General features: G+C 39.2%; 8 protein-coding genes and 1 tRNA gene. 8 read left to right on the plus strand and 1 reads right to left on the minus strand.

Going from position 1 to position 17426, the window contains the following annotated elements:
• The first annotated feature begins 167 nt into the window (after positions 1 to 167).
• The 7 genes from ACLOAU_RS02170 (at position 168) to ACLOAU_RS02200 (ending at position 11958) form a co-directional block, all read left to right on the plus strand.
• A complete protein-coding gene (locus ACLOAU_RS02170) occupies positions 168 to 2621 on the plus strand; it encodes a bifunctional glycoside hydrolase family 9 protein/polysaccharide deacetylase (protein ID WP_427860180.1) in 2454 nt (817 codons plus the stop codon).
• An 87-nt stretch (positions 2622 to 2708) separates the two neighbouring features.
• Positions 2709 to 2781 (plus strand) — tRNA-Lys (locus ACLOAU_RS02175).
• 208 nt (positions 2782 to 2989) lie between these two features.
• Positions 2990 to 4561: a site-specific integrase gene (locus ACLOAU_RS02180; protein WP_427860182.1), complete on the plus strand. Its 1572-nt coding sequence runs from the start codon at positions 2990 to 2992 to the stop codon at positions 4559 to 4561.
• Between the two features lie 119 nt (positions 4562 to 4680).
• Positions 4681 to 6330, plus strand: coding sequence for an RNA-directed DNA polymerase (locus ACLOAU_RS02185; protein WP_427860183.1), 1650 nt, complete (start codon positions 4681 to 4683; stop codon positions 6328 to 6330).
• 121 nt (positions 6331 to 6451) lie between these two features.
• Positions 6452 to 8203, plus strand: coding sequence for a Shedu anti-phage system protein SduA domain-containing protein (locus ACLOAU_RS02190; protein WP_427860184.1), 1752 nt, complete (start codon positions 6452 to 6454; stop codon positions 8201 to 8203).
• A 171-nt stretch (positions 8204 to 8374) separates the two neighbouring features.
• The gene (locus ACLOAU_RS02195; RefSeq protein WP_427860185.1) at positions 8375 to 9568 is read left to right on the plus strand and encodes a hypothetical protein; all 1194 of its coding nucleotides are present in this window, start codon (positions 8375 to 8377) and stop codon (positions 9566 to 9568) included.
• Positions 9565 to 11958, plus strand: a complete 2394-nt coding sequence (locus ACLOAU_RS02200; protein ID WP_427860186.1) for a hypothetical protein — start codon at positions 9565 to 9567, stop codon at positions 11956 to 11958. Before ACLOAU_RS02195 ends, ACLOAU_RS02200 begins: the two co-directional genes overlap by 4 nt.
• Positions 11959 to 12215: 257 nt before the next feature.
• On the opposite strand, the gene ACLOAU_RS02205 is transcribed toward ACLOAU_RS02200, so the two are convergent.
• Positions 12216 to 13316: a hypothetical protein gene (locus ACLOAU_RS02205; RefSeq protein WP_427860187.1), complete on the minus strand. Its 1101-nt coding sequence runs from the start codon at positions 13314 to 13316 to the stop codon at positions 12216 to 12218.
• Positions 13317 to 13545: 229 nt separating this feature from the next.
• Between ACLOAU_RS02205 and ACLOAU_RS02210 the strand changes: the two genes are divergently transcribed.
• On the plus strand, positions 13546 to 17355 hold the full coding sequence (locus tag ACLOAU_RS02210; RefSeq protein ID WP_427860188.1) for an SIR2 family protein: 3810 nt from the start codon (positions 13546 to 13548) through the stop codon (positions 17353 to 17355).
• The last annotated feature ends 71 nt before the right edge of the window (positions 17356 to 17426 follow it).

Here is a 17426-nt window from a genome sequence, read left to right on the forward strand (position 1 = left end):
GCCCTTTTGATTTTTTGTAAATTCTCTTGTATATTTTTATTGCCCGCACGGACGACACCAGTTCGGAGGGGTCTTTGGCCAAGAGTAATCTTTGGTGTAATTTTTCCTTCTCCTTTGTGTAATTTGAGAAAGTAAATTACATCTCGGTAAGTTTCAAATATCAAATCATGATTAGATCCGTCTATATACTCTTGATCAGCCTGATGTCTATACATACAACAGCCCAACGGGCGTGGATACGAATTAATCAATTGGGATATGCAAATAGCAGCGTTAAAGTAGCCGTGCTGGTCGCTAAAGATGATCGCACCTTTGCCCGGTTTAACCTCATAGATGCCGGTACAGGAGAAGCTGTTTGGACCGGACCCACATTGGCAGCCGGAGCTTATGCAGCTTTTCAGCAAAGCTGGCGACTTGATTTTTCCTCATTCCATAAAGAAGGGATTTATTACCTGGAAGCCGGAGGGGTGAAGTCTCCCGGGTTTCGTATTCAAAATAAGGTTTATAACGGAGCGGCCGATTTTATTTTAAAGTATATGCGGCAGCAACGAAGCGGTTATAACCCTTTTCTAAAAGATAGTTGTCATCGGCAGGATGGTTTTATTATGTACCATAAGGACGGTTCCAAAGACTCCACCTATATAGATGTATCAGGAGGCTGGCACGATGCGTCTGATTATTTACAGTACCTTCCCACATCAGCCAATGCTACTTACCAGATGCTTTTTGCCTATACACAAAACCCGCAGAGTTTTTCTGATCATTATGATGCCTGGGGTAATGAAGGCGCTAATCAGATCCCTGATATTATTGATGAGGCTAAGTGGGGTTTGGACTGGCTGGTAAAAATGAATCCGGGTAGAGAAGAATATTATAACCAGTTAGCCGATGACCGGGATCATGCGGGTTTACGGCTTCCAACGAAAGATAGTGTGAAATATGGACCTGGCAAGGGCTTTGCCAGGCCGGTATATTTTATAACGGGGCAACCACAGGGTGAGAAGTATAAAAATAAAACAAGAGGTGTAGCTTCTTCTGCAGGCAAATTTGCTTCGGCTTTTGCTTTGGGTGCTATTGTAATGAAAAGGTTTTATCCTTCATTTGCTCAAACACTCGTTGTGAAAGCTAAAGATGCTTATGCATTTGGCAGGCAGTACCCGGGCAATACACAAACATTATCCGTTAAAGCCCCTTACATATACGCAGAAGATAATGATGCCGATGATATGGAGCTGGCGGCGCTTTCCTTATACCAGTTAACGAAGCAAAAGAAGTACCTGGGTGAAGCTATTCAATATGCAAGGATGGAGCCGGTTACTCCATGGATGGGGGCTGATACTGCCAATCATTACCAATGGTATCCTTTTGTAAACCTGGGCCATTACTGGGGTGCGCAGCTGGATCCGGATAACAGGAATGAGTATCTCTCTTTTATGAAGCAGGGTATCGATAAAGTTGTGGAGCGCGGTAAAGGAACTCCTTTCTTAAACGGGGTGCCATTTATCTGGTGCTCCAACAACCTGGTGGTGGGCATGCTGACTCAAATAAGCTTATATAAAAAACTAACTGGTGACCAACGGTATAATGAAGCGGAAGCCGCTATGAGAGATTGGTTATTGGGTTGTAATCCCTGGGGCACCAGTATGATCTGCGATTTGCCGGAAAAAGGAGTAGCTCCTAAGGATCCACATTCGGCGTTTACTTACCTGTATAAGTACAAAATATCCGGGGGGCTGGTAGACGGGCCTGTATATGGCAGTATCTGGAATAAACTGATCGGTATAAAGCTATATACCGAAGACGAGTTTAAAGATTTTCAATCCAGCCTCGTAGTGTATCATGATGATTTTGGCGATTATTCTACCAATGAGCCAACCATGGATGGGACAGCCAGCCTGAGTTATTATTTGTCTTCGCTTCAGGATAATAATATTCAAAATAAAATATATGATGCCGAAGGTGCTGTTATCAAGCTCAATCCGGGGGAGAAGAAAATTTATCTCCTTTTTTCTGCACATGAATTCGGCGAAGGGGGCATTAAAATATTAGATGCACTGAAAGCACACAAGGTGAAGGGAAGCTTTTTTCTTACGGGTGATTTTATACGTAACAAGGCGTTTAAAAATATCGTTCAACGGATGGTTCGCGAGGGGCATTACCTGGGTTCTCATTCGGATCGTCACCTGCTGTATGCTGACTGGAGCAAAAGGGATTCTTTACTGGTAACAAAGGATTCATTTCAGCGTGATTTGGACCGGTCTTTGTTGGCATTAAAAGAAGCAGGTGCACAAAGTGGAGGATGGTATCTCCCTCCATATGAATGGTACAATAAAGAAACGGTGCGCTGGTGTAATGAGAGGGGACTTCAGGTTATTAACTTTACACCTGGTACGGGTACCAATGCAGATTATACCTGGCCTGAATTGTTTAACTATCGCAGTAGTGAGAGTTTGCAAGAAAAGCTATTTGAACGCGAGCGGGAACAGGGCTTGAACGGTCATTTTGTTTTGATACATTTAGGTACCGATCCACGCCGGAGAGATAAACTGTACGATCACTTAAGTAAGTTGATTAACAGGCTGAAGGAGTTAGGGTATGCTATAGAGAAATTACCGGGGTGAAAAAAAAGTTTTATTTTATTTAAAAAAAGTTTGGTGCAATGGCTCAGGGTTTCTATATTTGCACTCCCAAACGGGAAAAAACAGGTTGATTTCGTAGCTCAGTTGGTAGAGCACAACACTTTTAATGTTGGGGCCCTGGGTTCGAGCCCCAGCGGAATCACAGACAGCACTCATTATTGAGTGCTGTTTTTGTTTAAACTAATGATACGGAGCCGTCTGTAAAAAAACTCATATCGAACCGATATTAAACTAACTGAAAAAAAAGGGGACCTAAAAGGGGACTTCTTTTATAAGCTAAATTTAGGTCCCCTTTTTGGCCGCCAGGATTGGATAAGGTGAGCAATTTTTAATTTTAAAAATTCTCATTTATGAAAGTCAACGAGAAACTTTCGATTCTTTTTTTCCTCAGCCGTAAGCGGGAAAATCCTACCACCCGCCTGGCTCCGATTTACATCCGGATCACCATTAATGAAGACCGCAAAGAGTTTTCCTCCGGTCAACAATGTCTTGTTACAGACTGGTGTAATAAAAGAAAAATTATTACGTCAAAAACTCATCAAGCAAGAGCTGTAAATAATGAACTTACCGAAATCAAGGCTTCCTTATTGAAGCTTTATGATGTGCTGGAATTGCAAGGTAAAACAGTATCCTCTGACATGCTACGAGATGAATACAAGAAGCGTAAAGGGATTAGTGATAAAAAGCCAAAGTCTGTTATACCTGTTCGCGGTTCCGATCAGGTAGCCGCTTCTATCATTGGTAGTAAGGGAGGTCAGTTAACAGCAAAACCGGTTAACGATTTTGATATCCGCAAAACCGTATTAGCACTATCTGAACGCGCGAAGGAATTAGACTTGGAGAAACGAAAGTTGGGTAAATTCAAGCATGAGTTGGTCAAAGCCCATCATGTTGCGCAGTATGAAAAAAATTATGATCAGCTTAAGACGGATATTGAAAGAGCTACCTTAAAAGCAGCTGTACATTTTGAAAGTATCGACATACCGAAAGTGGCATTACTTGACCTCTCTTTTGAAATTCTGCTTTATTATTTGAGAAGAGCAGTTGCTGGTACTTGCGCCTTTTCAACTTTTAGACGTCATTGTGCTACTCATGAAAAAATCCAGGCGTTTAACTGGTATCGTTTTAAAGACGCCGATTTACCTGCAAGTAGCATCAAGATCAAATATGCCAAAGAAATCTATGAGTACTTAACTATAGTTGATGTCTGCGATAACAACGCCGCCATGAAGCATATTAAGTTGATCAAACAGGTGTATGATCGCGCCGTTGAAAATGGGTACCAACTAATCAACCCTCTTCATAAATTCAAGTGTACATACATTGAGCCAGAGCCAGCAGCTTTGGAAATGGTAGATATCCATAAACTGATCAATACAGATTTTGGAGAAGCGCTAAACGAGAAGCGGGATGCTTTTATTTTTAGTTGCTTCACCGGTTACGCATATGAAGAGGTGCGAAGGTTTACATATGATGATATATATACTGGCCTGGATGGAAAGAAATGGTTAAAGATTGTCAGGACTAAGACCGTAAATACCGGAGGCTTTACCGAACGCGTTCCTTTACTTCCTATCGCGGTTGATATTATTGAACGGTACAATAGTCATCCTTGCCGACTTGTTTCCAATAAGCTACTGCCGATCGCATCCAATCAGGCTTATAACAGCGATTTGAAACTAATTGCAAGGACGTGTGGCATATCATTAGATCTTACTACCCATGATGCTCGACACACGTTTGCCACCACTATCACGCTAGAGAATGATGTTCCATTATCAACTGTGAGTAAAATGCTAGGTCACAAATCAATCCGAACAACAGAGCGGTATGCAAAGGTTACAAAGAGGAAGATAAGTAAAAATATGGACAAGGTTGAGGCACTGTTGTTTCACAATGGCCAACTTAGGCAGGGCACGTAGGCATGGACATAATGAGTTAATGAGACCTTATCCGTAGGAAAGTCTTTTAGCAATTTGTCTATGTCGGAAGTTTTGTGATAAATTAATTTTATGTAATTTGATGATCCAATATTTTTAATATGGACGTATTATCAAGACGGCTATGGGGGAAGTTTGTTAGCTCTGGGTACTTTCCTGAAGAGTTGCCTGCGTGCTTTTCTAGCGTCGACCTTGAGTATATTGTGCGCAGAGGCAATTTCAATCTATCTAGCTTTTTACAAGGAGATGACCGCGTTCCCTCTTCCTCAAAACTATTACCCTTTTCGATTCCGCATACGAAAGGATATCGCAGGAATTTAACTGTACCTGGACCTTTTCACTACCTACAACTAACTCAAGCTTTAGTCCAACACCGATCGGAGCTTGAGGAGATTCACAAGTTATCTGAATTATCTATTTACGAGGACTATAATGATGATAATCATCGGTACATCGCCAAACCGGATTTTAAAAAGTTTATCGACGAGAGAATTCTCAGGTCTTCGGGTTATAGATACCTGCTGAACGTAGATGTCACTCGATTTTATGCATCCATTTACACTCATAGTATCCCGTGGGCGATTCATGGCAAAACCATTGCGAAAGCAAATAATCGAAACAGTCTTTATGGAAATTTCATAGACATGTTGGTTCGAAATTGTCAAGACAAACAGACATTAGGCCTACCTATTGGACCCGATAGTAGTAGGATTATTTCTGAGCTAATTCTTGCTAAAGTTGATGAGGAACTACAGAACGAAATATCGGATTTTAAAGGAATACGGAATGTTGATGATTATTTTCTGTTTTTTAAAAGTCATGGCGACGCTGAGAAAGGAAGATCCGTATTACAGCGTTTGCTAAGAGCTTATGAACTTGAACTCAACGAGGCAAAAGAACGGATTTTGGAGCTTCCGGACATCTTGGAAAGCGAATGGAAGGCTAGAATACGGTCATTCAAGTTTCGAAGAGATGATGGTCAACAACGTTTTGATCTTATTGCTTTCTTTGATATGGTCTTCAGTTTCGCAAGGTCATGCCCCGCTGACATGGTTTTGCCTTATGCCGTAGCGAAGCTAAGATCATTAAGAGTTGCCCGATCGAATTGGCAAATATTTCAAGCGTTTCTGCTTAATTCAATTGTCTTAGAGCCTAAAGTAGTAGTTCAGGTAGTGAACCTACTTTTAAAAACGAACTCGTCCGCACCGAGGAGAATTCAAAAGGCAATCATTAAAGAGGCCTTTGACTCTTTCATCTCTTATCATGCTACACACGATAACCACTTTGAAGTGGTATGGGCATTATGGTTCTATTATCAAGTTAAATATGAATTATCGGAAACATTGGTTCGGCAACTAAACTCTTGCGAAAATGATTTCGTAATTCTCATTCTATTGGCATTAGAGCGTGAAGGTTTGACCGAGTTGAGTTTCGATAAAGCTAGGTGGCGTTCTCTTGTTACAAGTGCTAATCTTTATTCTGAACATTGGCTCATTGCATACGAAGGTGTTGCGGGCACCTGGTTGCGAAGATCTCAGACTTCAGTTCAAAATGATAAATTTTTCGAACAGCTATTATTGAATGACGTGACTTTTTTTAAGCCCAACGAAGAAGATGACGATAGTGACGGTATTGACGGACAGGGCACGTCACTGTCAAGAGAAGTGGAAGCCGAAGATGAGGATACTGATGAAGATCAAGATGAAGATGAAACTCAAGAGTTTGAGCCAACTGAAGATCAACCTTTCTGACGATTTACATTGAGGATGAGACTTTAATGATCCTTGAACATCCGGCAAGTGTAAAAAATAAGAAAAATTTTAGATATTTGATGTTCGTGGCGAATCAAACCCATTTCAAAAATTGACACCAATGACGAGAGCCGCTCATTTTACGGTACATCCAAAGCTTGCGGAACTTCTGGGTGAAACCTACCGATCAATCGAAGAAGCAACTAAAGAGCTAATTGATAATTCTTATGATGCCGACGCTGAATCGGTTTACATACACCTGCCATCAGAATTAGCAGAGCACCCAAAAGTAATTATTACCGATGATGGCGCGGGAATGAAGGAAAAAGAAGTAAGAAATGAATACCTAAATATTGCCAATAGCAGAACCTCCAGAAAAGGTGGACTGTCCATTTCAAAAAAAAGAAAAGTAAAAGGGCGTAAAGGAATAGGGAAGTTCGCGGGCCTTATGGTTGCAGATCAGATGACTCTAGAAACGTTTTCCGCTGGGAAACGAACTACGTTAGTGATAAATAAGTCAGATTTGGCAAAAGCTGGCTATGATCTTGAAAAGTTTCCTATTCCAATTGAAGTAAATGATTGTGAACCCACGAAGCATGGTACGTCAATTACCCTTGAAGGGTTAAATCAAAACATGTTTTATCCCAATCCGGAACGACTGAAGGAAATATTGATTAGGGATTATGGAAGAGAGGCAGACTTTTCCATATTTATTAATGGAGAGAGTATTGGCGTCTTAGATTTACAAGGGAAGGCGTATTCGACAGTAATCAAGTTGCCGGACGGAAAAAATGCAATGCTGAATTACACAATAACAGAAAAGCCGCTTAAACAGTCGGGAATTGCTGTTCGGGTAAATAATAAGATTATTGGACGTCCACAAAACTTTTTATCTGATGATGAAATTATTCCGAAAAAACTGCAGAGCCGCGTATATGGCGAAATAATTTGTGATGCTTTAGAGGATGATATTACAGCGGACTTTGGAGCTGTTATAGACAATAGCAAACTGTTTGAAAGTATATCGGAAGCTACAAAAGAAAATCTTAAGGGCTCTGTTGATGAAGTCTTCTCGACAGATATGAGGATGGCCAGAGCTAGGTATCAGAGAAAAATCAACCTTGAGCTCGAGAAGCTGCCGGAGTATAAAAAGCCGTTTGCTGAAAAGGCACTCTATAAAATTCTGGAAAAGTTTTACGGAGAAACAGATGATCGAATCAGTACTGTAATTTCCGTGGCGGTTGCAGCAATGGAAAAAGATCATTACTGGGATATTATTCAGAATATTCAAGATACTCGAAACGAAGATGTAGAAAGGTTTGCAGATGCATTGTCAGAGTTTGGCTTATTAGAAATGAGCATTGTTGCAAGTCAAGCTATAAATAGACTCCGTTTTTTAGACGAATTAAATTTATTAATTGACAATCCGAAAACGCTTGAGAAGACAATACATAGAGCTTTCGAAAACAACACTTGGCTTCTTGGTGATGACTATTCAGTTATGTTTTCTGACATTGGGATGAAGAAAGCGATAAATGATGTTCTTGGTAAGATATATAGCGGAGAGATCCCTGACGATCGACCGGACCTGATGTTCGGAAGGACGTTAAGCAGGCAGTTGTGTTTGATCGAATTTAAACGACCAAGTTTTACACTGAATCGAGATACTGAAAACCAAGCAATAAAATATCGAGATGAATTAAATTCTTATTTTCATAACCAAAAAATCGAAATTGTTTTGTTAGGAGGACGTGTTATACAAAATATGAGTTCGCACAATGAACGCGATGACGTTAAGTACAGAACATATCTTGATATTATTAGTGTCGCAAGACAACGAACAGAATGGCTAATTAGTGAATTGCGTGAGTAATGGTCTGTTTTACTGCTCGAATCAATAAAATTAGATGCCCACGAAAGGATGTGCGAATATTTCTGAAAGGACTCTCTATCTGGAAAGAAATGCCGTCCTATTGTAGAAAACGACCAACTACTTTTGGCGATTCCTATACGCATTTTCCAAAACGTTAAAACATACAACTTAATGAGTAGTATACCTATACCCTCAAAGCTAAATTTCAATGCGGTTGAGGTGCTTTTAAACGCTGTAAACAGTATCGATGTTGGCGTTGCAAAAGATATTGAACTTCCGCCAAAACTTACTTTCGAAGGTTTTGGTATAGAGGTATCAGTTTTACAGGTATTTTTCAAATGGATGAGAGGAAATCCTGGGAAACTCATTCTAAAGACGACTAAGAATAATTCAAAGGCAATCGACACTTTTGCTGAATCTTTTTTTGCGTATGTTCTACTTTCTACAATTTGGAAAAAAGTTGAAATTGTTGACCTGGATGGCGTAAATCTAAAGGCAGTTCTAAAACCTCACACAGAGAGGATGAACAAGAAAATTGAATTTCTACAAGGGTTGCCTAATGACCAAGTCTACCTGACTTGTTTTGATCATTATTCAAAACAAAAAGGCTTAATTCACTGGTTTTATCCTACACACGAACATTTCGTTCAGACACCATCTGCACTCGAAAATACTATTTACCGTGCCCTTCTCAGTGTTGGCAAGATTTATAAGACACGGTTCAACACTGTTGTTAGCTCGATTGGTGATGAAATAGACCAGATAATATGGGAGTTGTTTAAGAATACGGATGAACATGCAACGTCAGATGCTATTAACTCAACTATTCTTTCACCCAATACCCGTGGAGTATGTATTAAATTGCTTAGAGATACTAAGGAAAGCTTAGAAAAAAAGGCTGATGGACATTTGGGTTTGTCAAAGTACTATGGAAGTGTTGCAGAGCAACAAGCTTTCTTCTTGGAAATTTCCGTTTTCGACAGCGGGCCAGGACTGGTAAAACGTTTTATGGGTAGCAATTGGAACTCTGATGTTAAAATTCAGGATGAAGTCCTTACTGTAAAAGAATGCCTACGAAAAGGGTCAACCTCCGTAGACGACTGGAAGGGAGAACAAAAGGGTTTTGGTTTAAATGAAGTGCTCGTTGTGTTGAGCAAGCTGCGCGGCTTTATAAAAATAAGGACAAATAGATGCTCCCTCTATCGAGACTTAGCCAAGCATCCTGTTTCTCCAACCAATGGTGATCCTGATATTGAATTGCTAGATTGGATATCCCACAGTAATCATGCATTTACCACTGCAAATGAGTCGGAAGGTGCCTTGATTACCCTCGCATTTCCACTACCAAATACTAATAAACCATGAGAACCTCATATATTTTCAACTTTATTAAGAATGTGCAAAAGGGGGACTGCAGTAAGCCTACCAACTTTTTGGTGCTATTTTTTCCTTACAAAGGAGTAGGCGTCGATATAGACAATTTCCAAATACAACTACGAGATTACTTTTTTAATTGTTCATTACCAGATCACCTGTTGATCCTTGGATTCGATTACAATAAAACTGAAATTAAGGATATGTTTAAGTCTGGCTCATCTGTCTACAATTATATCCCTAAGTTTCAAATAGACGACCAAGACCAGAACCTGTCAATATATGTACTGCAAGGAACTGGAAACCTTAATAAGGTAGTTGGTAAAACAATGTCGGTTGACTTTCTCAACGAAGTTTACCGAAGAGGAATGTCGAAAATTTTCAGTGAGCATGGAGGATTAATAATTTCTCAGGCAGCTCATCATTTTGTGTTTCCTTCCGGCAAGCATTGCGACCGCTTCCTTAGAACGGGCAATGTGCTTGTGAATGGTGCCGAGATAATGTTCATAGCCTCGGCAATAGCTCGACACTTTAAATGCAGAAAGTTTTCGACCATTTATTGTGATACATCATCTATCAACTCATTGGCCTATGCTCTCATTGCGATTTTGAAAGAATTAGGACTGGGGATGGACGTTGTCCATGTGGAAAGCTTTGGGTCATACGAGCTTTTTGAAAAAGCGAAATTTAAAGCAAGTAGAGACAGCCTATTTCTAATATCGTCCTCAACCTCTGGTAGTATCATTACGCGTATGACTGAGGAAAATAGAAACAGAAATATTGATTTGGAAAATATAGCAGTGATATACGGTCTTTCAGTAGAACGCAGATATCAAAAGCAGGTTGTTTGCAAGCTTGACCATGATAAGGACAGCAATCCTAAAGGACTGGATCAGTTTGTGAGCTATAATGTTAAAAAGGGATTGCAGTGCAAGCTTTGTGACAATGGCTCTACTCCATTGAAGGTCGAGGGTGATGTGTTCTTGCTAGAGAAGCCGAGTGTCAAAGGTGTTAAGATCACAGTAAATGACAAGCCTAGTTTTCTTAAAAATTTTGGCGACTATTATAAATCAAAAAAAGATGACCCGAGTATAATTCGAGCCTTTTATAAGGATGGAAAAGGGACCGGAAACAAAAAATACGAGGTGTACGTGAACGTCGAGCAGCTATTTTCAGAATGGCTAACGAAAACATACACTTCGGAATATTCCAAAAAGATTTTTGAACGACTAGAGAAATTTATACAACAGAATATACCAGCATCTTTACGATACATGATTGTATTACCGGATAATGCTTCATCATTGTTGGCTGATTTAATTATTCAAGTTCTAGCAAACTCAGGAATCAATTTCGAAAAGAAAAATGTAATAGCCCTTTCAGAAATTGGGACTATAAATCCAAAAGAATATGGTGTTATTGTAGTTGTAAGTTCTTCAATTGTCACCGGGGATAATCTTCTGTTTCTTAGTAGGGCTTTGAGAAGCTTTGAGTTGACTTATCGTCGAATGTACTTTACATTTTTGGCACGAACGAAAGATAAAGAGCGACAAGAATTTTTGGAGAACAATCTGGGATACGGAGAGTTTGGCAAGAGCACTCATCGATCAATTAACGTTGAGAGCATTACCTGCGTTAACGACGCAAATACGACACCTTGGCATAAGGAGCTCGATTTTGTAAAGGAACTTCAAGAATATTGTGAGAATTTTGGGGGACAATTTGCGCCGGCAATTGAATATTGTCAGTTGAGAGAAGAGGAGTTAAATAATAGCGCATCGTCTAAAGGACTTGAAAATAATCTATTTTTTAGGTCGTTTGCGGGGAGACCGCTCAAGCTAAACAATGGGTTTGCATTTGCTCCGGCCGATAGGCCGTTTGATTTGGCTACACAATCTGAAGTTTACTTTATTGTATCGGCTATTTTAAATGAAATGCGGAGTAAGGGTAAGTTTGAGCAGAGCGAATACGTCCGTCATGTCATTGAACCTGGTAATTTTGTTAGGTTCAATGATGGAGTAATACAGGCGTGCATTTTAAGAGCGGCCACTAACGAAGAACTGAAGTTTATCCTTTCTGAAGAAATGGCGCTTCAGATGAAATCTATTTTGGGTGATATGATTCTTCACTTAGAAGATGAGCACTCGGAAGCGATCAACGAATTTTTTTACGCGATAGCAATTAGGAAGCTAAAACTACCAGATTCGGTTTTACATGAATGCATAGAACTGTTGGAGCAGCAAGACTCATTTAACAGCTCCAAAAGTATATTAAATGCGTTAGTTGCTTACATAAAAGGTAAAGTTATAGAGCCCAAAAAGTTGGCTGACTCGTTCAAAGACCGTACAAAAGATATCAATGAAATGAAAAGAGCTGGCTGATTTTAGTTCTACCCATTTTTGTCCCTAGTTCTGTATAATACGCAGATATTAGGCTTGTGAAAAAAGCTCTTGCGGTAAGAAAGATGCCTATATCTTTCTAAAACGGATATAACCAGGTTTGCCAATTATTCTTGGCTATCGGATTCCAACGATAGCTTCCTTCTGATTAAGATTGGCAGCGTTGTAGTAGTGTATTTATTACCGCCCTTTGGAGATTGCAGTGAGCGATTTACATTTAATGAAGTACTTTTTGTTGATCAGATTTTTAATCTTGCCAATTCCTCTCTTACATACGCGTCCTCTTCCTTGCAGAATATATGAAACTCAGTTTGAATCAAATTGTCTTTATAATGCCTTGAAACTATACAGAGGATGTCGTTGAATTTACTTTCGTTAATGCGAGTTTGGATGATGTCTTTTTCTTCTTCGTACAAATTTTGAAACATTCCCATCCTGGTTTCTTCGAAAATTTCGTTATCAAAAAAGAATATCTTTCTCTTAAATGAACTGTTTTGAGTTTGCTTTCTTTTCTCGGCGATCTTTGTGAATAAACTCTCTATTAAGGTCGACGAGCTAACCGAAAATGTCACATTTCCGCTAGCTCTATAAAAACCTTTTACTCCTGGAGTTGTCACGCTCGGCGGAATAACGTAGAATAAAATATCATAGTTTTCGTCTGTTTTGATTTCAAGCAAAGACTCTACGCTGTAATCTATAACCCTCAAATAGCCGAATTCATCTTCGTCTAGGTAGTTTATAGAACTAAACGATTTACTGTTTAGTCCGTTGTAAAAAACGTCAATTCTCTGCATAAACTTATATTTAAGAGAATTGTCCGGCTTAGTTTTAAATTTAATCGATAGGATGAATCCTAGACCGGCCTTCATTTTTGAAAATCTTTGAAGCAAGAATGCTAACAGATCCTTTTTTACATCTAGTACTTGAATGTTAGGAATATAGATTTTCCGGCACTCGAAAAGGTACTCAATTCCTCCGATCGCACAAACACCCTCTCGTTCCTGATTTCCTTCAATTATTTTTTTCTCGTTGGAAATATTATTGTTGTCCAACAAGCGAAAGGTATACAATTCGAAGAAATAACTTCTTAAGCTGTCTGGGTTTTGGCGTAACTCTTTTAATTGGTTATAGTATTGCGGCGCTAACGACTTAGCATATAATATAAGATCGGCGTAGTCGGCCAGCAAAACTATACTTCCAATTTTTTCTTTATTAGCGAGCAACTGGTGCAGCCAGTTTTTACTAGTAAGCGATACTCCGATCTGCTGGATGTTAAAGAATTTTGTGCCAAATGTTTCTGTCAAAACGGAATATATCCTTTCAATCGTTTCGCGCTTCACGAACCCTGGGGTTATATGAAGTGGGGAAGATCGATAGATCAGATCACTTTTCCATTGCTCTAACAAATTTATTTTCATTATTGAATAACGTCGTGCAATATTATTTCAAAATATCAAAATACAGAACACAGATTGGTTGGCATCTAACTAACGTTAAATTAGATTGATCTAAATTATACAATATCAATAGTTAGTTTGCTATCTTTCAAAAATTAAATCAAAGCCAGACATGGGTCAAATTGAAAATTTACAGGCGCTCAGAAATAAGCTTGCTAACAGGAAAATGTCTCTCTTAGTAGGCGCAGGATTTAGCAAAAATGTAAGTGCAAAGTTTCCGGATTGGATACAATTGTTGCAGGATCTGGTCTATGAACTGTATGAGGATGAAATAGAAAGCAGACTTAAGAAAGATTTGCCAGAGGGCGAACGTGCCCAAGCTCTTCGGCTACAAACGCAAAAGATGATTGAAAAGGTGGGATACTTAAAGGTCGTTTCAGAATATATTTCTAGGAAAGGGTATGAAGAAGCAATTGTCACTTATATTGAAAAACGTACTCCCATTGAAAAAGGGAACGATGGGCTATATTATTTAATCAATGACGATGACACGCGGATATTATTGTCGGACGATATGCTCAACCTCCACAGAACCTTGCTTTCTTTTCCTTGGAATAATGTCTTTACTACAAATTATGACCCTCTTTTAGAAGCAAGTGTCGACACCAATTTGCACACAAAGTTGATGCAGGAGAATGTAGCATTAGCAGATAGAATTCATGATCTTATGCAATCTCTGGAGCAATTTACAAAAAAGGAACAGGAGATCAACAAGAGGTTAAATGATTTAGACACGGTTTTAAATCAACAGGACAGCAGCGGCGCTCTGGTTGAAGGAACTGGTCCTTCGGAGGACTTTTTTAAACAAAGAGAGCAGTTATCCAACGACCTAAAAGAGTTGCAGAATAAAATAAGGCAGGATAAAACAGAAATACATAATAAGCAACAGCAGTACGCAGTTAATGAAATTCAAGCTGATAGTTGTTATACCTTGGTAACTCGTGGCGCGGAATTGAGTCTTAAAAAAAATAAGAATATAATAAAGCTCCATGGATCTTTGCGCACGATAGAGGAACGTAGTCGCTACCAGTTCGGCTTTGATAACGATCCTCGGAAACAATATATAATTTCTGCAGAGCATTATGAACATTATCCATATAAACATGAAGCTTTCACCCAGCTTATGCGAATTGCGTTGTTGCAGGAATCTTTTTGCCTAATTGGCTTTTCGGGTGTTGATCCAAATTTCACTGCCTGGATCAGTTGGGTAAGAGATTTACTTTACCGATCAGGGTCACTTTTTGACCAACAGCCTGATTATAAGATTTATCTCGTCGAAATGAGCGATGGCGACATAAAAAATGATGACCGACAGCTATACTATGAAAATCATAGAATCGGAAAGGTCTCGCTACTATCACCTGAAGTAATTAGTTTCCTAGAAAAAGAAACTGGCCAAATAATAGACAAAGTGAATCGTTATGGCTCTGCACTTAAACTTTTGTTTGATTTTTTGGCAGGACATGACTCAATCTCAATACCTATAAAACCGCGAGAATCAGTTTTCGAAGAACAATGGCAGCATCTTTGGGACGACGTAGCAAAGTTGGACAGTGATGGATTTAAGTTTAAAGATCAGAAGATTTCGGAGAGCGCAGCACAAATTGCAGCAATTGCGTCAAAAATTACCGTTCCGAATTTGTCACAGGACAGTGCATACGGTCAGTACCGTTTTCTAACTCTTATAAATAATAAATTTCTTTCCGGACTGAATGTAGATAGTCGTAATAATTTGTTTAAGCTATTCACACACTTGGTTGGCAAACTCTATATTCCCATCGGTAGTGTTGTAGAACCAGAAATTGTAAGTGAACTTGTAGCAATAGATACTTTAAAAGAAGATGCTACACGCCTTCAGGAGTTTGATAGTATTCTGAGAAAACCCTTTTCTGACGATCCCAGCAGCATGTTATGTAGCATTTTACGCTGCGCTTTCACATTGGACTATGACGGATTGGAAAGGTCTCTGAATTTATGGCATCCACCTATAGAGCAAACGCATGTAAAGGCTGGTTTTTTATCCCAGTTTAACGTAGAAGGCGCAGTTGAGTTATTAGAAGTTCAAATAGCTTCCAATTTAATCACTGAACAACAGCGAATTTTTTCCCTTGAACTGCTACGTTTGATCAAGTTTAGTAACAGCTGGTCTAGCGAAGACAGATTACGCAATAGAATAGAGCAATATAAAAAGGCCGGGTATACGTCCTTCTTTGAACTGATCGACCTGTTGGTAGACTCGTTTGGAAGAGAAAAGAAAGATACACATCCCTATGGACGTGGTCGGTTTTCTACTTCTGACAGTTATGCAAACATGAATCCATTCCGGAAACTTCCCCCATTCCAGTTTCTATCATTAATAATAAATTTTGGATTTCCTCTGCAAATTGGGATTCTTTCTACCGTCCAAAGAGAAACTTGGTACAAGTTTTTCAAAGCGGGCTTCGAACAATTTCCTTTTCCTTTCCTATACTATGCGATGCAATATCGGAATGAAAATATTCAAAAACGAACGGCGCAAGATTTTGCTTGGTCAGTTAAAATAAAAGAGCATCGTAACGCTATTGTCAAGGTTACTTTTAACGCTTTCAAAAGCCGGCCTAAGTCGGCGATGGTATTCCTAACAGAACTGTTTGCCTCAGTCCCTCCGTCTCAATGGCAAGATGACTTTGCAGCTACTTGGACTACTTTGGTTGCTAATGGAGAGGCCTTTGAAGAGTACAACACAGTTTGTGAATCCTATATCAACGCAGGTCTCAAATTTATTGAGAAAGGTGAAATTGCTTTTAGAATTATAATTGATATACTAGCTAAGCTTCAGAGTAATCCTGACTCAGTCATATCATATCTATATCATCTCAATTCAAACAGGATTCTGAAAAGTAAGAAAATAGATCAAGTTCCAGAAGCAGCTAAGCACGAGATAGATCACATAATAGATAATCTTGGTAATGATCCCGAAAGCGCACTTTTTACACTAGGTAATATTTTCTTTTTGTTGTCCGAAGCTCAACTTAATAATATTTATCTTCATTTGCAAGATCTGGATTTTGAAAAGCTAAGTAACAGTAGGTCTCTTCGAGTTGCCCTTTTCTTTTCTGAAAATGATCCATGTATCATGGACAAAATTCGATCGGCAGTTTTAAATCACACTGAACTATGGGCAACGGGCATAGAAGGTAGAAAAATTCATGGTGGACAACAAGTGTTGCCTATCATGGAATTTTCGTTGAGAAACAATCCTAAACATGGATTGACCTTTAGCAAAGAGGATTTGAGGCAGATTTATGAAAAATTAAAAGGAGCTCTTTCGGAGGTTCAAAGAGTGAGTCCCTCAAAAGGAAACTCAATCGTAGATTTTACAAGCATTGTACATGATATGATTAGATTTCTGCGCTTTTACAAAGGTGATTTAGAAGTTCATTCCGATTATACCATGACTCTAACTAGTGTAGAACTACTCTATGCTGCCCACACCGGATTTTCAGATTTTAGGGAAGGACTTAGCAGTTCAGAAAGCACGTCTGTAATCTGGGCTCTTGCCGAACTTTCGGAACGATTGGAATTTGAGGTTTTTGAGCAACAAGCAGTTGCCCTGATATTAAATAAGTTGTTGCTCCAGGTAGGTCCTTCTTTGGAAGCTTGTTTATCTTATGTCTCGGCCTGGATAACTGATGAGAAAAATTTGCCTTCCTTCGCGAATCATTCCGAATTGCTAGTGTGGATACTGAAGAAGTACATGACTCATCCATTGCCTGAAAGTGATCAGCCTTTTGTGGAAGAAAAGCTATTCAAAATAGCTTTTGCATTGCGACAACTCGGAATAGACGATCAAATTATTTCAGAAACTCTTAATCCTGACAATATTTCGTTCAATAACACCAGACAATGGCATGCCTTAAAAGGCAACGAATTACAAAATTAGTTAGCTGCAGTATACTAGACTAGTCCTAGGAACATATTGACCAAGCCAAATAATAGTAGTGCTTTCTCAAG

This window comes from Paraniabella aurantiaca (assembly GCF_050309965.1).
Taxonomy (GTDB): Bacteria; Bacteroidota; Bacteroidia; order Chitinophagales; family Chitinophagaceae; genus Niabella.